Here is an 18,057-nt window from a genome sequence, read left to right on the forward strand (position 1 = left end):
GGCAGTACCCAACAGCGCCCGCTCGTCCTGAGCGGGCGCCTGGAGATTTTCCTATGTCATCTTCCGCCCCGAACGCTGTCCTCTCGGTCAGCGGTATCGGTAAGACCTATGCCCAACCGGTTCTGTCCGACATCACCCTGACGCTCAATCGCGGGGAAGTGTTGGCGCTGACCGGTGAGAACGGCGCAGGCAAAAGTACCTTGTCGAAGATCATCGGCGGCCTGGTCACGCCCACCACCGGGCACATGCAATTCAACGGTCAGGATTATCGCCCCGCCAGCCGCACCCAGGCCGAAGCCTTGGGCGTGCGCATGGTCATGCAGGAACTCAACCTGCTGCCGACGCTGACCGTGGCTGAAAACCTGTTCCTGGATAACCTGCCGAGCCGCTGTGGTTGGATCAGCCGCAAACAATTGCGCAAAGCCGCGATCGAAGCCATGGCCCAAGTCGGCCTGGACGCGATCGACCCGGACACACTGGTAGGCAGCCTGGGCATTGGTCACCAGCAAATGGTCGAGATCGCTCGTAACCTGATCGGCGACTGCCATGTATTGATCCTCGACGAGCCCACGGCGATGCTTACTGCTCGTGAAGTCGAGATGCTGTTTGAACAAATCACGCGCCTGCAGGCTCGAGGCGTGGCGATCATTTATATTTCGCACCGGCTCGAAGAGTTGGCCCGTGTCGCCCAGCGCATTGCGGTATTGCGCGACGGCAAGCTGGTCTGCGTCGAGCCGATGGCCAATTACAACAGTGAGCAGTTAGTGACCTTGATGGTCGGTCGCGAACTGGGTGAACACATCGATTTGGGCCCGCGTACCATCGGAGGTCCGGCCTTGACCGTGACGGGCCTGACCCGTTCGGACAAGGTCCGCGATGTGTCCTTTGAAGTGCGCGCCGGTGAAATCTTTGGCATTTCCGGCCTGATCGGCGCCGGTCGCACCGAATTGCTGCGCCTGATTTTCGGCGCCGACCCGGCCGATAGCGGCACCGTGGCCTTGGGTTCGCCGGCCAAGGTGGTGAGCATTCGCTCGCCGGTCGACGCGGTCGGTCATGGTATTGCCCTGATCACCGAAGACCGCAAGGGCGAAGGCCTGCTGCTGACCCAGTCCATCAGCGCCAACATCGCCTTGGGCAACATGCCGGAAATTTCCGGCGGGGGCGTCGTCAACAGCCGTAACGAAACCGCTCTGGCCAAGCGCCAGATCGACGCCATGCGAATCCGCAGTTCCAGCCCGACGCAACTGGTGTCCGAGCTGTCGGGTGGTAACCAGCAGAAGGTGGTGATTGGCCGCTGGCTGGAGCGCGACTGCGCAGTAATGCTGTTCGATGAGCCCACCCGCGGTATCGACGTCGGTGCCAAGTTCGATATCTATGCCTTGCTCGGTGAATTGACCCGCCAGGGCAAAGCGCTGGTGGTGGTGTCCAGTGACCTGCGTGAGCTGATGCTGATCTGTGACCGCATCGGTGTGCTGTCCGCCGGGCGCCTGATCGAGACCTTCGAGCGTGACAGCTGGACCCAGGACGAATTGCTCGCCGCCGCCTTTGCCGGCTATCAGAAACGTGATGCGCTGCTCAACGAAGCAGCGCCTAGGAATACCCCATGAAAACAAACATTTCCCCCGGTAAAACTGGCGGCAACTTCTATGGCCTGGGTACCTACCTCGGGCTGGCGGGTGCCCTGCTGGCGATGATTGCGCTGTTCTCGATGCTCAGCGATCACTTTCTGTCCTATGACACCTTCAGCACCCTGGCCAACCAGATTCCAGACCTGATGGTGCTGGCGGTGGGCATGACCTTCATCCTGATCATTGGCGGCATCGACCTGTCTGTGGGATCGGTACTGGCATTGGCGGCCTCGGCAGTCAGCGTGGCGATCCTGGGCTGGGGCTGGAGCGTGTTGCCTGCCGCCCTGTTGGGCATGGGTTGCGCGGCGTTGGCCGGCACCATCACCGGTTCCATCACGGTGGCCTGGCGCATTCCGTCATTTATCGTATCCCTCGGCGTGCTGGAGATGGCCCGCGGCGTGGCCTACCAGATGACGGGCTCGCGCACCGCTTATATCGGTGACTCGTTTGCCTGGCTGTCCAACCCGATTGCCTTCGGTATTTCTCCGTCGTTCATCATCGCCTTGCTGGTGATCATCGCGGCCCAGTTGGTACTGACCCGTACGGTCTTCGGTCGCTACCTGATCGGCATCGGCACCAACGAAGAAGCGGTGCGCCTGGCGGGTATCAATCCCAAGCCTTACAAGGTCCTGGTGTTCAGCCTGATGGGCCTGTTGGCTGGTGTGGCGGCGCTGTTCCAGATCTCGCGCCTGGAAGCGGCGGACCCGAATGCCGGTTCGGGCCTGGAGCTGCAAGTGATCGCCGCCGTAGTGATCGGTGGCACCAGCCTGATGGGCGGGCGTGGCTCGGTCATCAGTACGTTCTTCGGGGTGTTGATTATTTCGGTCCTGGCCGCCGGGCTGGCGCAGATCGGCGCGACGGAACCGACTAAACGCATCATTACCGGTGCCGTGATCGTGATTGCCGTGGTCCTCGATACTTATCGCAGCCAGCGCGCCAGTCGGCGGGGCTGAACCATGGCAACGATCAAGGATGTGGCAGCGCTTGCAGGTATTTCCTACACCACCGTGTCCCATGTGGTGAACAAGACGCGCCCAGTCAGCGAGCCGGTACGCATCAAGGTCGAGGCGGCGATCAAGCAGTTGGACTACGTGCCCAGTGCCGTGGCACGCTCGCTCAAGGCCAAAACCACGGCCACCATCGGGCTGCTGGTGCCCAACAGCCTCAACCCGTATTTTGCCGAGCTGGCTCGGGGTATCGAGGATTACTGCGAGCGTAATGGCTATTGCGTGATCCTCTGCAACTCGGATGACGACGCAGAGAAACAGCGCAGTTATTTGCGCGTGTTGCTGGAAAAACGCGTCGACGGCTTGATCGTGACATCCGTGGGCGGTGATGACAGTGGCCTTGCCGCAGGCTTGAGTGCAGTGCGCACGCCGATGGTGATTGTCGACCGGGCGCTGGATGGGATTGATGTGGACCTGGTGCGCATCGATCACGAAGAGGGCGCTTACCTGGCGACCCGGCACTTGCTGGAGTTGGGGCACCGGGACATCGCCTGTATCGGCGGCCCTGGGCATACCCGCGTGGCGCAGATGCGCCTGGCCGGGTACCAGCGTGCATTGCGCGAGGCGGGCATCGAGGTGTTGTCCAGTCGTACCCTGGAAAGCGATTTCACCAGCACGGGCGGGTATGCCGCAGCCGTACAGTTATTATCGCAACACCCGCCCAGCGCGATTTTCGCCAGCAACGATATGATTGGTTTTGGCGTGCTGCGCGCCGCCGCCGAGCGCAATGTGCGGGTGCCGGGCGAGCTGTCGGTCATCGGTTTCGATGACATCCAGATGGGGCGCTACGTCTACCCGGCGCTGACGACGGTTGGCCAGTCGATCCTGCAATTGGGCGAGACTGCGGCCGAATTATTACTGCAACGAATAGCAACCCCCCAACTGCCGATCGATCAACGTATCGTGACGCCCAGTATTGTTTTGCGTGAGTCGACCGCGCCATTGGCTGATGTGTTCGCCCAATACCGCTGAACCGAATTGATGAGTACTGATGTATGCCAGCAAAAGTAGTGGTAATAGGCAGCTTGAACATGGACCTGGTCACCCGCGCCAGTCGCTTGCCGCGTGCCGGTGAAACCCTGATCGGCCAGACATTTTCCACTGTGCCCGGTGGCAAGGGCGCCAACCAGGCCGTCGCCTCGGCACGCCTGGGGGCGAGTGTCGCCATGGTGGGGTGCATCGGTACCGACGCCTATGGCAGCCAATTGCGCGATGCGCTGCTGGTGGAAGGGATCGACTGCCAGGCCGTCAGCACGGTGGATGGCTCCAGCGGTGTGGCGTTGATCGTGGTCGATGACAGCAGCCAGAACGCCATTGTCATTGTGGCCGGCAGCAACGGTGAGCTGACGCCTGCGTCGCTGCGAACGTGCGACGCTGTGCTGCAGGCGGCAGACGTGATCATCTGCCAGCTTGAGGTGCCGATGGAGACCGTTGGGTATGCGCTCAAGCGGGGTCGCGAACTGGGCAAGACCGTCATCCTCAACCCGGCCCCGGCAAGCGGACCATTGCCCGCTGACTGGTATGCCTCGATCGATTATCTGATCCCCAATGAAAGCGAGGCCAGCGCTCTCAGCGGCGTAGCGGTCGACTCCCTCGACAGTGCCAAGGTCGCCGCGACCGCGCTGATCCAGGCGGGTGCTGGCAAGGTCATCATCACCCTGGGCGCCCAGGGCGCGCTGTTTGCCGACGGCAAGAGCTTTGAGCACCTGGTGGCGCCGAAGGTCAAGGCGGTGGATACCACCGCTGCTGGCGATACCTTTGTCGGTGGCTTTGCCGCCGCGCTGGCCGCGGGCCAGAGCGAAGCCGAGGCGATCCGTTTTGGCCAAGTGGCGGCGGCGTTGTCAGTGACCCGCGCCGGCGCTCAGCCTTCCATTCCTACGCTGCACGACGTACAAGGTTTTGTGCCCGCATGAAAAAGACACCTTTGCTGAATATCGCCCTGTCGCGCGTGATCGCGTCCCTGGGCCACGGTGACATTCTGGTCATCGGCGATGCCGGCCTGCCGGTACCTCCCGGCGTCGAATTGATCGACCTGGCACTGACCCAGGGCATCCCGGACTTCATCAGCACCTTGCGCATCGTGCTTAGCGAAATGCAGGTGGAAAGCCATGTTCTGGCAGAAGAGATCCTGCTGAAGCAACCGCCCGCGCTGACCGCGCTAAATACGCTCACAGAGCAGGCTGCACTGGGCGAGCGACGCCTGCTCAGCCATGACCAATTCAAGCAATTGAGCCGCAATGCCCGCGCTGTGGTGCGCACTGGCGAGTGCCAGCCGTACTGCAATATCGCGCTGGTGTCCGGCGTAACGTTCTAGCGTCCCCCCTATGACAAGGAGTGCTTTATGCAACGTGGTCTACCTACCCTGAAAAACCTGTTCCGGAGTGTTCTGCTTTTGTCCGCGCTCACTGCTGCAAGCGCCCAAGCGGCGGAAAAAATCGACCTGATCATCGATACCGACCCGGGTGCCGATGACGTGGTGGCCTTGCTGTTCGCCATGGCCTCGCCGGAGGAGTTGAGCATTCGTGCGCTGACCACCGTCGCCGGCAATGTGCGCCTGGACAAGACCTCCCGCAACGCGCGCCTGGCGCGCGAATGGGCAGGTCGCGAGGACATCCCGGTGTACGCAGGTGCGCCAGCGCCGTTGTTGCGCAAACCGATCTACGCCGAGAATATCCATGGCAAGGAAGGCATCTCGGGCGTCACGGTGCATGAACCGAAAACAGGCCTGGCCGAAGGCAATGCAGTCGACTACCTGATCAAGACCCTGAGCAGCGCCAAGCCGCACAGCATCACCATCGCCATGCTCGGCCCGCAGACCAACCTGGCACTGGCGCTGACTCAAGCGCCCGAAATCACCCAGGGCATCAAGGAAGTGGTCGTGATGGGCGGCGCCCACTTCAACGGCGGCAATATCACCCCAGTGGCCGAGTTCAACCTGTTCGCCGATCCGGTGGCGGCGGAGATCGTGCTCAAAAGCGGTGTGAAGTTGACCTACCTGCCGTTGGACGTGACCCATAAAGTCCTCACCAGCGACGCCCGCCTGAAGAAGATTGCGGACCTGAACAACAATGCGAGCAAGGTCGTCAGCAGTATTCTGAATGAGTACGTCAAAGGCGATATGGAGCACTACGGCATTCCGGGTGGCCCGGTCCATGACGCTACCGTGGTGGCGTACCTGCTCAAGCCTTCGCTGTTCAGCGGTCGTGAGGCCAATATGGTGGTCGACAGCCGCGAAGGCCCGACCTTCGGCCAGACCATTGTCGATTGGTATGACGGCCTCAAGCAGCCGAAGAATGTGTTCTGGGTTGAGAATGGCGACGCCCAGGGCTTCTTCGATCTGCTGACCGAGCGCCTGGCGCGTCTGAAGTAAGTTAGCGGGGCGGCGCTCGTCGCCCTGTTCTATTCGCGCTCTTGGGCGCCCATGTAGTCGGCCGGGTATTTCTCGAATATCTGGCCGATGAATGCTTGCGCCGCCTGGGTGCCCAGTTCCTTGACCAACAGGTCGATACCAATGATCGCCAGTTCTTCCGGGCTTCCGGGGCTGTAGGAACTTTGCCCTTGGGGCCACTTGGCTTTGATGTCGGCTTGAAGCGTTACGGTGGTCATGGAAATCTCACGGGCTAAAAATGCGGGGGCAATGCACTGGAACGCCGTTCCAGAGGGGCGCAGTTAAGCATTTTGTACGGCATTTGGCACTGCTACTTAGGCATGAAGCGGCGGCTGTGCGACACTGTTGGCCTGTTAAATGGCCGGGAAACACCGCGTGCAAATCGATTTGAGCAAGCCCGACAACCTGACGCTGGACGCCGTGCGCCAATTGCTTGGCAGCGCCAGTGACGACGAACATACCCAGTTGCGGGTAACCAAAGAAGGCATCGCCTACATTTCTTCCGGCGTAGTCGGTGGGGCTGATATCGCTGGCCTGGTGTTTCGCCTGGAGACCTGGGCCAAAGGTTCCGGCTATGTCGGCAACGTGGCGGCCAGCGATGAAGTCTGGGTCATGCAGATTTTCAACGCGCTGAAGCAGAATTGGCCTACTCCTTCGTCGGACTACATCGATATCTACTGAATACGTTCATATCTAGTCACGATTCACCAAGCGATTGCAGGCCGTGACTCAGGCAGACTTGCCCACAGGCGGTTAACGTCTTGAAACCAATCGCTTTGAATGCTGTCGCACGATCTCTGTCCACTTTTTATCATAGGAGGCTTCATGCCTTGGAAGCTCGCATCATTCGGTACTTTGTTGGCTGCGCTCGCGTTGGCGGGTTGCAGTACCCCGGGTGCCTCTGAGCCAGGCAAAGCTGCCACTGTGACCGATGCCGGTCATAGCCGCTGTGAGTCGAAGGCCGCAGAGTTCGCCATCGGCCAGAAAGCCTCGCCCCAGTTGCTGGAGCAAGCACGTACGCGTGCTGGCGCGCAGAATGCACGCATCCTCAAGCCCAACGACATGGTCACGCTGGAGTATCGCTCCGACCGCCTGAACCTGAACACCGACGACAATCTGGTGATCAACCGGGTTAACTGCGGCTGATACGGCTTTTGCATCGCCCATAAAAAACCCCGTCACATGGACGGGGTTTTTTTAGCTCAGCGGAGAATTACTCGCCGCGAACCTGTGCAGCTTGCATACCCTTTTGGCCTTTCTCAGCCACGAAGGAAACGGTTTGGCCTTCTTTCAGGCTTTTGAAACCGTCGCTTTCGATAGCTTTGAAGTGTACGAACAGGTCGTCACCGCCACCTTGAGGAGTGATGAAGCCGAAGCCTTTTTCATCGTTGAACCATTTAACGGTGCCGGTTTGGCGATTAGACATGGTGTATCTCCAAGAAACATATATTTTCAGTAGTGCTGTGCTGCTCAGGCCAACTGGGCACACAGGGCTATCATAGTCGAAATGTTCGGCTTGGGAGCCCCCCCAAGGCACTGTTTGCTAATCAATCGCTTTGCGTTTGATCCGTTGTTCGGCTGAAAGCCCCGATTTACGGGGCTTCGCGACGAAATATCAGCTGTTAAAAAAAGCCGTAAAACCTGCATAATTTGTGTGAAATGGCAGTTTTCAGGCTGTTTTTTCAGCGAAATGACCGTCGAATCGTCAGCCAATCTTACTTTTTCTTCACCACTTTGCAGGACGAAATAGCCGCGACTGCTTTGTTTTTAAGCTCCGGGCTGGCGTTCTGGTTGGTCATCAATTCCTTGATCTCGGCAGTGCTCAATTCGGCATTGATCTTGTCAGCGCCACATTCACAGTGGGCTTTGGCAGTTTTGACGTCCACGTTCTGGCTGGCTGCGGCACTGCAGTCGTTGACGAAGGCGTCACGGGCGCCAGCTGGCCAGTTGGAAGGGGCTGCAGCCTGCGCGCCGAGGGAAAGGAGGCTCAGGGTAGCGGCGACAGCGAGGGTAGAGGTAAAACGCATCATGGGATGCTCCTTTGGGTCGAGGACGAACGGCGATTCTCAGTGGCTTTGAGGCCCTGCGTACAGCTCAAGTTCACTTTTGCAACTGTAAAGCCATGAATTGCTCTTTACCCAGCGCTTGACCAACGCGATGACCGTTCATCTGTGCTAGCATCCTTGCCTGGCTATTTCCGGGCGCGCCATTTGCCGCCTTGCCAGGTTCTTTTTGTTCACTCCAGTCACTCTGGTTCGATTATCGGTTGGCCGAAAGGCTCCTGCCGCTGTAAGGCAGGCGTTCATTATTGAGCGGCCTGGTGTTGGATCTTGTACTGGCTCATCCCAACCCACGTGACCTTTGGTAGGGGTCACCACTAGGAGAGGAGGCGCCATGCCAACTATTACTCTTCCCGACGGCAGTCAGCGTTCATTCGATCATCCGGTTTCCGTAGCCGAGGTCGCCGCATCCATTGGTGCTGGCCTGGCCAAGGCCACCGTGGCCGGCAAGGTCGACGGCAAGCTGGTTGATGCCAGCGACCTGATCACCAGCGACGCCAGCCTGCAAATCATCACGCCCAAGGATCAAGAGGGGCTGGAGATCATTCGCCACTCTTGCGCGCACTTGATTGGCCATGCGGTCAAGCAACTGTATCCAACCGCCAAGATGGTGATCGGCCCGGTCATTGAAGAAGGCTTCTATTACGACATCGCCTATGAGCGTCCTTTTACGCCGGACGACCTGGCGGCCATCGAGCAGCGCATGCACGCGCTGATCGAAAAAGATTACGACGTCATCAAAAAAGTCACCCCGCGTGCCGAAGTGATCGACGTGTTTACTGCACGTGGCGAGGACTACAAGCTGCGTCTGGTAGAAGACATGCCGGACGAGCAGGCCATGGGGCTGTACTACCACGAAGAATACGTGGATATGTGCCGTGGCCCGCACGTGCCGAACACGCGCTTCCTCAAATCGTTCAAGCTGACCAAGCTGTCCGGTGCCTACTGGCGCGGTGACGCCAAGAACGAACAGCTGCAACGGATCTACGGCACGGCCTGGGCTGACAAGAAGCAATTGGCCGCCTATATCCAGCGCATCGAAGAAGCTGAAAAACGCGACCACCGCAAGATCGGCAAGCGCCTGAACCTGTTCCACCTTCAGGAAGAAGCGCCGGGCATGGTGTTCTGGCACCCGAATGGCTGGACTCTGTACCAGGTGCTTGAGCAGTACATGCGCAAGGTGCAGCGCGAAAACGGTTACCTGGAGATCAAGACTCCCCAGGTGGTTGATCGCAGCCTGTGGGAGAAATCCGGGCACTGGGCCAACTACGCCGACAACATGTTCACCACCCAGTCGGAAAACCGCGACTACGCCATCAAGCCGATGAACTGCCCGTGCCACGTGCAGGTATTCAATCAGGGCCTGAAGAGCTACCGCGAGTTGCCGATGCGCCTGGCCGAGTTCGGTGCCTGCCACCGTAACGAACCATCGGGTGCGCTGCACGGCATCATGCGGGTGCGTGGCTTCACCCAGGACGACGCCCACATCTTCTGCACCGAAGAGCAGATGCAGGCCGAGTCCGCAGCGTTCATCAAGCTGACCATGGACGTTTATCGCGATTTCGGCTTTACCGAAGTCGAGATGAAGCTGTCCACTCGTCCGGAAAAACGCGTCGGTTCCGACGAGCTATGGGATCGCGCCGAAGCGGCACTGGCCGCTGCGCTCGACAGTGCGGGCCTTGCGTACGATCTGCAGCCGGGTGAGGGCGCGTTCTACGGTCCGAAGATCGAGTTCTCGCTCAAAGATTGCCTTGGCCGTGTCTGGCAGTGTGGTACCCTGCAGCTCGATTTTAACCTGCCGATCCGTCTGGGAGCCGAATACGTCTCCGAAGACAACAGCCGTAAACACCCGGTTATGCTGCACCGGGCGATCCTCGGTTCGTTCGAACGGTTCGTCGGTATCCTGATCGAGCACTACGAGGGCGCGTTCCCTGCGTGGCTGGCTCCGACCCAGGCAGTGATCATGAATATCACTGATAAACAGGCAGATTTTGCCGCTGAAGTTGAAAAAACTCTCAACGAAAGCGGATTTCGTGCCAAGTCCGACTTGAGAAATGAAAAGATCGGCTTTAAAATCCGCGAGCATACTTTGCTCAAGGTTCCCTATCTTTTGGTTATCGGAGATCGGGAAGTCGAGATGCAGACTGTCGCTGTGCGTACTCGTGAAGGTGCTGACCTGGGCTCGATGCCCGTCGCCCAGTTCGCTGAGTTCCTCGCGCAAGCGATTTCCCGGCGTGGTCGCCCAGATTCGGAGTAATTATTATTAAGCGTGAAATGAGACAAGATAAACGAGCTGCACCGAAAGCCCCGATCAACGAGAATATCTCGGCACGCGAGGTTCGGTTAATTGGCGCTGATGGCGAGCAGATTGGCATCGTCTCGATTGATGAAGCGCTTCGTATTGCAGAAGAGTCCAAGCTGGACCTGGTGGAAATCTCCGCCGATGCAATCCCACCTGTTTGTCGGGTGATGGACTACGGCAAATCTATCTTCGAAAAGAAGAAGCAGGTTGCCGCAGCGAAGAAGAACCAGAAGCAGATTCAAGTAAAAGAAATCAAGTTTCGTCCAGGGACGGAGGAAGGGGATTACCAGGTAAAACTGCGCAACCTGGTACGTTTCCTGAGTGATGGGGACAGGGCCAAGGTATCCTTGCGATTCCGCGGCCGTGAGATGGCCCACCAGGAGCTGGGGATGGAACTCCTCAAGCGGGTTGAAGCTGACCTGCTGGAGTACGGTTCGGTCGAACAGCATCCTAAGATGGAAGGACGCCAGCTTATTATGGTCATCGCCCCGAAAAAGAAGAAGTAATCAACAGGGCACGGCAGGCCTTCTGATTATGTTTATCAACTGAATGCGGAGTACCGAACATGCCAAAGATGAAAACTAAAAGTGGTGCTGCTAAGCGGTTTCTGAAAACTGCTAACGGCATCAAGCACAAGCACGCTTTCAAGAGCCACATCCTGACCAAAATGTCGACCAAGCGTAAGCGTCAACTGCGCGGTAGCAGCTTGCTGCATCCGTCTGACGTGGCAAAAGTCGAGCGCATGCTGCGCCTTCGTTAATTTTGGTTCAAGAATAGAGGAAGTAACTCATGGCTCGTGTAAAGCGTGGCGTCATGGCCCGTAAGCGTCACAAAAAAATTCTGAAACTTGCTAAAGGCTACTACGGCGCGCGTTCACGCGTATTCCGTGTTGCCAAGCAAGCGGTAATCAAGGCAGGCCAATACGCCTACCGTGACCGTCGTCAGAAAAAACGTCAGTTCCGCGCTCTGTGGATCGCTCGTATCAACGCCGGTGCACGTGTTAACGGTCTGTCCTACAGCCGTTTCATCGCTGGCCTGAAAAAAGCGTCCATCGAAATCGACCGTAAGGTTCTGGCTGAACTGGCCGTGAACGAAAAAGCGGTGTTTGCTGCGATTGTCGAGAAAGCTAAAGCCTCCTTGGCTTAAGTACCCCCGACAGTCACCCTGGGCTACTCCTGTGGCCCAAGGTGGTAAACGTCATAAATAGGGGAAGAGCCTTCAAGCTCTTCCCCTATTTTGTATCTGGAGTCTGTACATGGAAAACCTGGACGCGCTCGTCGCCCAAGCCCTTGAGGCTGTGCAAAGCGCTGAAGATGTAAATGCCCTGGAGCAAATCCGGGTTCACTACCTTGGCAAGAAAGGTGAATTGACTCAGGTGATGAAGACCCTGGGAAATCTGCCCGCTGAAGAGCGTCCGCAAGTCGGTGCGCTGATCAACGTCGCCAAGGAGCGTGTCACAGAGGTTCTCAATGCGCGCAAGGCGTCGCTCGAGGAGGCCGATCTTGCGGCCAAGCTCGCCGCCGAGTCCATTGACGTGACCTTGCCTGGTCGTGGCCAGGCGTCGGGCGGTCTGCATCCGATCACCCGGACTCTGGAACGTATCGAACAGTTCTTCACACACATCGGCTACGGCATTGCCGAAGGCCCTGAGGTCGAAGACGACTACCACAACTTCGAGGCGCTCAACATCCCAGGCCATCACCCGGCCCGGTCGATGCACGACACCTTCTATTTCAACGCCAACATGCTGCTGCGCACCCATACCTCGCCGGTACAGGTCCGCACCATGGAAGCGAACAAGCCGCCGATCCGCATTGTCTGCCCAGGCCGTGTGTACCGTAGCGACTCGGATATCACCCATTCGCCGATGTTCCACCAGGTCGAAGGCCTGCTGGTTGATCGCGATATCAATTTCGCCGACCTCAAAGGCACCATCGAAGAGTTCCTGCGGGTGTTCTTCGAAAAAGAGTTGGCGGTACGTTTCCGTCCTTCGTTCTTCCCGTTCACCGAGCCATCCGCTGAAGTCGACATGGAATGCGTGATGTGCAGCGGTAAAGGCTGCCGTGTGTGCAAGCAGACCGGCTGGCTGGAAGTGATGGGCTGCGGCATGGTTCACCCCAACGTGCTGCGCATGTCCGGGATCGATCCAGAAGAGTTCTCGGGCTTTGCCTTCGGCATGGGCGTTGAGCGTCTGGCCATGCTGCGTTACGGCGTGAACGACTTGCGTCTGTTCTTCGACAACGACTTGCGGTTCCTCGCGCAATTTCGCTAGTCGTAACGAATCTTTAGGAGAGCAGGATGAAATTCAGTGAACAATGGCTGCGTGGCTGGGTAAGCCCGCAGGTAGATCGCGACGAGCTGGTTGCTCGCCTGTCGATGGCCGGTCTTGAGGTCGATAGCGTTACGCCGGCCGCCGGTGTTTTCAGTGGTGTGGTGGTGGGCGAGGTGTTGAGCACCGAGCAGCACGCGGATGCCGACAAATTGCGTGTGTGCCAGGTCAGCAACGGTTCGGAAACCTTTCAGGTCGTGTGCGGAGCGCCTAATGTGCGCCCGGGCCTGAAGATCCCGTTCGCTATGATCGGTGCCCAGTTGCCGGGCGACTTCAAGATCAAGAAGGCCAAGCTGCGTGGCGTTGAATCCAACGGCATGCTGTGCTCCCAGGCCGAACTGCAAGTGGGTGAGGGCAATGATGGCCTGATGGAGCTGCCGGCCGACGCGCCAGTGGGTCAGGACATCCGTGTTTACCTGGAACTGGAAGACGCCAGCATCGAGGTCGACTTGACCCCCAACCGCGGCGACTGCCTGTCCCTGGCTGGCCTGGCCCGTGAAGTGGGCGCGCTCTACAACGCACCTGTCACTCGTCCAGTGGTCGCTGCCGTACCGGCGATACACGACGAAGTACGCTCGATTGAGGTACTGGCACCAAACGCCTGCCCGCGTTACCTGGGACGTGTGATCCGTAACGTGGACCTGTCCAAGCCAACCCCGCTGTGGATGGTCGAGCGCCTGCGTCGTGCCGATGTACGCAGCATCGACGCTGCCGTCGACATCACCAACTACGTGATGCTGGAACTCGGCCAGCCGTTGCACGCGTTTGATCTTGCCGAAATCAATGGCGGCATCCGCGTGCGTATGGCCGAGGAAGGCGAGAAACTGGTGCTGCTCGATGGCCAGGAAGTCAGCCTGCGTGCCGACACTCTGGTCATCGCCGACCACACACGTGCCCTGGCAATTGCCGGCGTGATGGGTGGCGAGCACAGCGGTGTATCCGCGACCACCCGTGACGTATTCCTTGAAAGCGCGTTCTTCGACCAGATCGCGATCGCTGGCAAGGCTCGTTCCTACGGCCTGCACACCGATGCGTCGCACCGCTACGAGCGTGGCGTGGACTGGAAACTCGCCCGTGAAGCCATGGAGCGCGCTACCGGCCTGCTGCTGGAAATCACCGGTGGTGAAGCCGGCCCGATTACCGAAACCGTCAACGAACAGTTCCTGCCGTCGATTGCGCCGATCACCCTGCGTGCCAAAAGCGTTGAGCAGATGCTTGGCCTGGTCATCGAGCCGGCTGAAATCGAGCAACTGCTGTCCGCGCTCGGCCTGGGTATTTCTGCGGGCGGGGAAGGGCAGTGGCAAGTTGCAGTACCTAGCCATCGCTTCGACATCAGTCTGGAAGTCGACCTGATCGAAGAGCTGGCGCGCCTGTACGGTTACAACCGCCTGCCGGTTCGCTATCCGCAAGCACGCCTGGCACCGCAACCCAAGGCCGAAGCGCGTGCGCACCTGCCTGAACTGCGCCGCCTGCTGGTTGCCCGTGGTTATCAGGAAGCCGTGACCTATAGCTTCATTGATCCAAAGCAGTTCGAGTTGTTCAACCCTGGTGTTGAACCGCTGTTGTTGGCCAACCCGATCTCCAACGACATGGCCGCCATGCGTTCGTCGCTGTGGCCGGGCCTGGTGAAGGCACTTTCCCACAACCTGAACCGCCAGCAAGACCGCGTGCGTCTGTTCGAAAGCGGCTTGCGTTTCGTCGGCCAGCTTGATGGCTTGAAGCAAGAGCCGATGCTGGCGGGCGTCGTCTGCGGCAGCCGTCTGCCGGAAGGCTGGGCGCAAGGCCGTGAGGTCGTGGACTTCTTCGACGTCAAGGCAGACGTGGAAGCGGTGCTCGGCTTTGCCGGTGCGTTGGACGCCTTTACGTTCGTGCCGGGTAGCCACCCAGCGTTGCATCCAGGCCAGACTGCACGTATCGAGCGTGAAGGTCGCCTGGTGGGCTTTGTGGGCGCCATTCACCCAGAACTGTCGAAAACCTTGGGGCTGGACCGTCCAGTCTTCGTGTTTGAGCTAGTCTTGGCTGAAGTTGCGTCGGGCAAGATGCCTAAATTCAGCGAGTTGTCGCGCTTCCCTGAAGTGCGTCGCGACCTGGCCCTGATCGCCGACCGTGAAGTCGCCGCCACTGCAGTTCTGGATGTAATCCGTGAAAATGCAGGGGAATGGCTGACAGACCTCAGGCTATTTGACGTCTATCAGGGTAAAGGCATTGATCCGCATAGAAAAAGCCTCGCAGTTGGCTTGACCTGGCAGCATCCATCGCGCACTCTTAATGACGATGAGGTGAATACCACGACGCAAAATATCCTCACCTCGCTCGAACAAAGGTTGAACGCCACGTTAAGGAAGTGACGTATGGGGGCTTTGACGAAAGCTGAGATGGCGGAACGTCTGTACGAAGAGTTGGGTCTGAACAAGCGCGAGGCCAAGGAATTGGTCGAGCTGTTTTTTGAAGAGATCAGGCACGCTCTGGAGGACAACGAACAGGTCAAATTGTCCGGTTTCGGCAATTTTGACCTGCGAGACAAACGCCAGCGGCCTGGCCGCAATCCAAAAACGGGAGAAGAAATCCCGATCACGGCTCGCCGTGTGGTCACCTTTCGTCCTGGGCAGAAGTTGAAGGCCCGAGTTGAGGCTTATGCTGGAACCAAGTCATAACGACGAGCTACCCGTCATCCCAGGCAAGCGCTACTTCACCATCGGTGAAGTCAGCGAGCTGTGTGCGGTAAAACCGCACGTGCTGCGCTATTGGGAGCAGGAGTTTCCTCAACTCAACCCCGTCAAACGCACCGGGAACCGTCGGTATTATCAGCGCCAGGACGTGCTGATGATCCGACAGATCCGCGCGTTGCTGTACGACCAGGGGTTCACCATCAGCGGCGCACGCCAGCGTATGTCCGGTGACGAAGCCAAAGACGACACCACTCAATACAAGCAACTGATCCGCCAGATGATCTCCGAATTGGAAGATGTACTGGTGGTGCTGAAAAAATGATTCAAGCTTTAAAAATACTTCCACATTTCAAAAGCTTGCGGTATATTCCGGTTCGCTTCGTTAAGAAGCGAACCCAGTAACACGCCAAGTCGGGGCGTAGCGCAGTCCGGTAGCGCACTAGCATGGGGTGCTAGGGGTCGAGTGTTCGAATCACTCCGTCCCGACCATATAATTCAAGGGGTTGCGAGATTTTATCTCGCGACCCTTTTTTATTTTTTGCCGTTTTTACCCCCACAAAACCACCGGCTCTGGGTGGAATCCTCACGGCTTCCGCGTGGGCGGGCGCAGGCTTTGGCGCTCACGCGTGGTCTCTTTACCAATGCTGTTTGGTCTTTCTCTTCAGGTCCTAACGTTTTTGAGTGTTTAAGGTTATTTTTTTTGCTAATTGAGAACTACATACAGGTCAACCATCAGCTTGTTTATCTCAGGTCGCTCGGGTCATCCTGCATACCCGGTAGTTAGGCTTGGGCGGCTCTGGGATCGTATAGCCGTCGGGGGACTAGACTGCGTAGGTCATAGTCCATCATGAACAATCTAGCTTCAAAGGCGTGGCAGCGGCCTACAAGTTGAGGCTGCTTGGCGAATAGTTCGGACCCTTCTAGTACTGCGCGGATGATCCAACCTGGTTGGGCCTCCAGCCGAGTAAAAATTCTTGCTTTGACTAGCAGCCGCCTATTAGCCCGGCCGTTAGTCCGCAAACTACTCGTTCCTGCTTGCTATGGAGCAGTGGTGCAGTCATCATTTCGCCGCCCTGATGGCTATTTGATACGGCTGCACGTTACGGACGACGATTCCTCCTGAACTCACCCTCCAGAACGATAAAAACGGCAATTCATGCTGCGTAGCACGCTTGCGCATATGAATGTCATAAGTCGTTGATTAACAAAGCGCATGGATGTCTTCAATGCATTTTTTCAAAAGATTCTTTGCTTTTATTGCTTCCCTTTTTTCGAGCCAGGAAACAGAGCATAGCGAACCGCTCATCCCGAAGATTGACCCTGAGAAGCTCAAGAAAAAGCTGGATCTTCAAAAAATCGCTAGAGAACACGGCGCGAAAGGCATCCCGAGGAGCGGCGATACGCAATTAACCGCTGCCGAGCACGCCGTCCGTGCGGAGCTTGGCCGGATGCGAGAGCAAACGGTGAAGTATGGCGAGCAGCGTGTTAAGCAAATTCAGAATCGCCTGGACTCGATCGACATTACGCTGGATATGAACCGCGCCATCGAGTTAGGGAACGAGTTTGTTCGTACGTCCGATCATCACCTTACTCGTGAAGACGGGCGTATGAAGGATTTCGCAGCTGACACAAAAACTAAATTTCAGATCCTCAGCGATTTTCGTAGCGAAAACCGCCTGCCCAGCGTCCCTGCAAAATGCCCCACTGGTGGTAGCCAATTTTTCAAGCTGATGGTCGTGCTTGGCTGTTGCGTCCTAGAAGGCGCGCTAAATGCCACGTTCTTCGGCTCAGGACTGGAGGGTGGTTTGCTCAGCGGTTTTACGATGGCCTTCATGTTGTCGTTTTTCAACGTACTTGCGTGTTTTCTCGCGGGGCTTGGTTTCAGAAACAAGAACCACGTCAGGGGAACACGCCAGTTTTGGGGCTGGGTCTCTTTCGCTTTGGCAGTAGCCGTCATGATTGGATTGGGGGTGTTGATCTCCTATTTCCGTTATGTGCTGACCGTCGATGAAGGCGGAAGTCAAAACGCCTTCCCTCTGGTCTGGCAAAGCCTTCGCACAGGCATATTTCCCATTCAGGATTTCGAGTCATTGATTCTGTTCTTCGGGACGATTGTGTTTGGCTGTGTCGGCGTTTGGGAGGGCTACAACTTCACGGATCGCTATCCGGGGTATGCAGGGGTATGGAGTCAATATGCTGAGGCTCACCGCCGCTATATCGAATTGATCGAAGGCTTGCGAGATAGGCTGGAAGTCGAGAAGGCCGAAGTGCTGTTGAAAATCGATAGCGGCGTGCAGGCAGCTGAAAAGGCGATCAAAGCTTTCAAGTTCAATATGAACCAGAAGTCGATAGTGAAAAAACAGGTATCCGAAACGCTGGTCATGGCCGATGAAACGCTGCAGAGCCTAACCCGCTACTACCAGAACGAAAATATGATGGCGCGCCCTACGGATGTTCAACCACCTGATTATTTCGACCATCCAGTGACATTTGGCCCCCTGGACATGCCGGATTTCAGTGTTCAAAAGGATGAGTTGCGACTGGATGCACAGGAGCAGCTTCTGCGTGAATTGGTCGCTGAAGTTGAGCCGATCCGGGCAAGAGTCCAATCCTCGTTCAATCAGCAATACAACCAGCTTCAGCCGCTCCAGGATTTGGTATAAGGGGATTTTTG

20 protein-coding genes and 1 tRNA gene are annotated in these 18,057 nt (G+C 57.7%); 18 read left to right on the forward strand and 3 right to left on the reverse strand.

Going from position 1 to position 18,057, the window contains the following annotated elements:
- Positions 1-53: 53 nt before the first annotated feature.
- The 6 genes from OC445_RS14685 to OC445_RS14710 are packed head-to-tail and all read left to right on the forward strand — an operon-like array spanning position 54 to position 6,005.
- Positions 54-1,607 carry a sugar ABC transporter ATP-binding protein gene (locus OC445_RS14685; RefSeq protein WP_054898322.1) on the forward strand — a complete coding sequence of 518 codons (1,554 nt, stop codon included), beginning with the start codon at positions 54-56 and terminating at the stop codon, positions 1,605-1,607.
- Positions 1,604-2,581, forward strand: a complete 978-nt coding sequence (locus tag OC445_RS14690; RefSeq protein WP_054898321.1) for an ABC transporter permease — start codon at positions 1,604-1,606, stop codon at positions 2,579-2,581. The genes OC445_RS14685 and OC445_RS14690 overlap by 4 nt, the downstream gene beginning before the upstream one ends.
- A 3-nt stretch (positions 2,582-2,584) precedes the next feature.
- Positions 2,585-3,607 carry a LacI family DNA-binding transcriptional regulator gene (locus tag OC445_RS14695; RefSeq protein WP_054922657.1) on the forward strand — a complete coding sequence of 341 codons (1,023 nt, stop codon included), beginning with the start codon at positions 2,585-2,587 and terminating at the stop codon, positions 3,605-3,607.
- Positions 3,608-3,630: 23 nt separating this feature from the next.
- Complete coding sequence (gene rbsK / locus OC445_RS14700) at positions 3,631-4,548, forward strand: ribokinase (protein WP_054922656.1); 918 nt, start codon at positions 3,631-3,633, stop codon at positions 4,546-4,548.
- Positions 4,545-4,949 carry a D-ribose pyranase gene (gene rbsD / locus OC445_RS14705; protein ID WP_034128236.1) on the forward strand — a complete coding sequence of 135 codons (405 nt, stop codon included), beginning with the start codon at positions 4,545-4,547 and terminating at the stop codon, positions 4,947-4,949. Before rbsK ends, rbsD begins: the two co-directional genes overlap by 4 nt.
- A 27-nt stretch (positions 4,950-4,976) precedes the next feature.
- Positions 4,977-6,005, forward strand: coding sequence for a nucleoside hydrolase (locus OC445_RS14710; RefSeq protein WP_054898319.1), 1,029 nt, complete (start codon positions 4,977-4,979; stop codon positions 6,003-6,005).
- Positions 6,006-6,034: 29 nt separating this feature from the next.
- Here the strand turns inward: OC445_RS14710 and OC445_RS14715 are convergent, their stop codons facing one another.
- The gene (locus OC445_RS14715; RefSeq protein WP_003192496.1) at positions 6,035-6,241 is read right to left on the reverse strand and encodes a hypothetical protein; all 207 of its coding nucleotides are present in this window, start codon (positions 6,239-6,241) and stop codon (positions 6,035-6,037) included.
- Positions 6,242-6,398: 157 nt separating this feature from the next.
- Between OC445_RS14715 and OC445_RS14720 the strand changes: the two genes are divergently transcribed.
- Positions 6,399-6,704, forward strand: coding sequence for a hypothetical protein (locus OC445_RS14720; RefSeq protein ID WP_034128280.1), 306 nt, complete (start codon positions 6,399-6,401; stop codon positions 6,702-6,704).
- A gap of 144 nt (positions 6,705-6,848) precedes the next feature.
- Positions 6,849-7,169, forward strand: coding sequence for an I78 family peptidase inhibitor (locus tag OC445_RS14725; RefSeq protein ID WP_054898318.1), 321 nt, complete (start codon positions 6,849-6,851; stop codon positions 7,167-7,169).
- 67 nt (positions 7,170-7,236) lie between these two features.
- Here the strand turns inward: OC445_RS14725 and OC445_RS14730 are convergent, their stop codons facing one another.
- Both OC445_RS14730 and OC445_RS14735 read right to left on the reverse strand, forming a co-directional pair.
- Entirely contained in the window at positions 7,237-7,449 is a 213-nt protein-coding gene (locus tag OC445_RS14730; RefSeq protein WP_003234260.1) for a cold-shock protein, read from the reverse strand.
- Positions 7,450-7,738: 289 nt separating this feature from the next.
- Complete coding sequence (locus tag OC445_RS14735; RefSeq protein WP_019820908.1) at positions 7,739-8,053, reverse strand: hypothetical protein; 315 nt, start codon at positions 8,051-8,053, stop codon at positions 7,739-7,741.
- A gap of 364 nt (positions 8,054-8,417) precedes the next feature.
- Between OC445_RS14735 and thrS the strand changes: the two genes are divergently transcribed.
- From thrS to OC445_RS14785, 10 genes are all read left to right on the forward strand, one after another.
- Positions 8,418-10,340 (forward strand): threonine--tRNA ligase, encoded by a 1,923-nt coding sequence (thrS, locus tag OC445_RS14740; protein ID WP_262020198.1) that lies wholly within the window; start codon positions 8,418-8,420, stop codon positions 10,338-10,340.
- Complete coding sequence (gene infC, locus OC445_RS14745; protein ID WP_015884933.1) at positions 10,340-10,891, forward strand: translation initiation factor IF-3; 552 nt, start codon at positions 10,340-10,342, stop codon at positions 10,889-10,891. Before thrS ends, infC begins: the two co-directional genes overlap by 1 nt.
- A gap of 59 nt (positions 10,892-10,950) precedes the next feature.
- Entirely contained in the window at positions 10,951-11,145 is a 195-nt protein-coding gene (gene rpmI / locus OC445_RS14750) for a 50S ribosomal protein L35 (protein ID WP_002553160.1), read from the forward strand.
- A 29-nt stretch (positions 11,146-11,174) separates the two neighbouring features.
- A complete protein-coding gene (gene rplT, locus OC445_RS14755) occupies positions 11,175-11,531 on the forward strand; it encodes a 50S ribosomal protein L20 (protein ID WP_003192488.1) in 357 nt (118 codons plus the stop codon).
- A gap of 109 nt (positions 11,532-11,640) precedes the next feature.
- Complete coding sequence (gene pheS / locus OC445_RS14760) at positions 11,641-12,657, forward strand: phenylalanine--tRNA ligase subunit alpha (RefSeq protein WP_003192486.1); 1,017 nt, start codon at positions 11,641-11,643, stop codon at positions 12,655-12,657.
- A 26-nt stretch (positions 12,658-12,683) separates the two neighbouring features.
- Positions 12,684-15,062, forward strand: coding sequence for a phenylalanine--tRNA ligase subunit beta (pheT, locus tag OC445_RS14765; RefSeq protein WP_198790605.1), 2,379 nt, complete (start codon positions 12,684-12,686; stop codon positions 15,060-15,062).
- A 3-nt stretch (positions 15,063-15,065) separates the two neighbouring features.
- Entirely contained in the window at positions 15,066-15,368 is a 303-nt protein-coding gene (ihfA, locus tag OC445_RS14770; RefSeq protein ID WP_002553164.1) for an integration host factor subunit alpha, read from the forward strand.
- Positions 15,349-15,705: a MerR family transcriptional regulator gene (locus tag OC445_RS14775; RefSeq protein ID WP_003174972.1), complete on the forward strand. Its 357-nt coding sequence runs from the start codon at positions 15,349-15,351 to the stop codon at positions 15,703-15,705. The genes ihfA and OC445_RS14775 overlap by 20 nt, the downstream gene beginning before the upstream one ends.
- A gap of 90 nt (positions 15,706-15,795) precedes the next feature.
- A tRNA-Pro gene (locus OC445_RS14780) sits at positions 15,796-15,872 on the forward strand.
- 737 nt (positions 15,873-16,609) lie between these two features.
- Positions 16,610-18,046 (forward strand): hypothetical protein, encoded by a 1,437-nt coding sequence (locus OC445_RS14785; protein ID WP_068580291.1) that lies wholly within the window; start codon positions 16,610-16,612, stop codon positions 18,044-18,046.
- Positions 18,047-18,057 lie beyond the last annotated feature (11 nt).

The sequence above is a fragment of the Pseudomonas sp. Pse35 genome (genome assembly GCF_024519715.1).
GTDB classification, from domain to species: domain Bacteria; phylum Pseudomonadota; class Gammaproteobacteria; order Pseudomonadales; family Pseudomonadaceae; genus Aquipseudomonas; species Aquipseudomonas paracarnis.

Coding starts and splice junctions, on each gene's coding strand:
- OC445_RS14685 (WP_054898322.1), top strand. CDS start 54: ATGTCATCTTCCGCCCCGAACGCTGTCCTCTCGGTCAGCGGTATCGGT.
- OC445_RS14690 (WP_054898321.1), top strand. CDS start 1,604: ATGAAAACAAACATTTCCCCCGGTAAAACTGGCGGCAACTTCTATGGC.
- OC445_RS14695 (WP_054922657.1), top strand. CDS start 2,585: ATGGCAACGATCAAGGATGTGGCAGCGCTTGCAGGTATTTCCTACACC.
- rbsK (WP_054922656.1), top strand. CDS start 3,631: ATGCCAGCAAAAGTAGTGGTAATAGGCAGCTTGAACATGGACCTGGTC.
- rbsD (WP_034128236.1), top strand. CDS start 4,545: ATGAAAAAGACACCTTTGCTGAATATCGCCCTGTCGCGCGTGATCGCG.
- OC445_RS14710 (WP_054898319.1), top strand. CDS start 4,977: ATGCAACGTGGTCTACCTACCCTGAAAAACCTGTTCCGGAGTGTTCTG.
- OC445_RS14715 (WP_003192496.1), bottom strand. CDS start 6,241: ATGACCACCGTAACGCTTCAAGCCGACATCAAAGCCAAGTGGCCCCAA.
- OC445_RS14725 (WP_054898318.1), top strand. CDS start 6,849: ATGCCTTGGAAGCTCGCATCATTCGGTACTTTGTTGGCTGCGCTCGCG.
- OC445_RS14730 (WP_003234260.1), bottom strand. CDS start 7,449: ATGTCTAATCGCCAAACCGGCACCGTTAAATGGTTCAACGATGAAAAA.
- OC445_RS14735 (WP_019820908.1), bottom strand. CDS start 8,053: ATGATGCGTTTTACCTCTACCCTCGCTGTCGCCGCTACCCTGAGCCTC.
- thrS (WP_262020198.1), top strand. CDS start 8,418: ATGCCAACTATTACTCTTCCCGACGGCAGTCAGCGTTCATTCGATCAT.
- rpmI (WP_002553160.1), top strand. CDS start 10,951: ATGCCAAAGATGAAAACTAAAAGTGGTGCTGCTAAGCGGTTTCTGAAA.
- rplT (WP_003192488.1), top strand. CDS start 11,175: ATGGCTCGTGTAAAGCGTGGCGTCATGGCCCGTAAGCGTCACAAAAAA.
- pheS (WP_003192486.1), top strand. CDS start 11,641: ATGGAAAACCTGGACGCGCTCGTCGCCCAAGCCCTTGAGGCTGTGCAA.
- pheT (WP_198790605.1), top strand. CDS start 12,684: ATGAAATTCAGTGAACAATGGCTGCGTGGCTGGGTAAGCCCGCAGGTA.
- ihfA (WP_002553164.1), top strand. CDS start 15,066: ATGGGGGCTTTGACGAAAGCTGAGATGGCGGAACGTCTGTACGAAGAG.
- OC445_RS14775 (WP_003174972.1), top strand. CDS start 15,349: ATGCTGGAACCAAGTCATAACGACGAGCTACCCGTCATCCCAGGCAAG.
- OC445_RS14785 (WP_068580291.1), top strand. CDS start 16,610: ATGCATTTTTTCAAAAGATTCTTTGCTTTTATTGCTTCCCTTTTTTCG.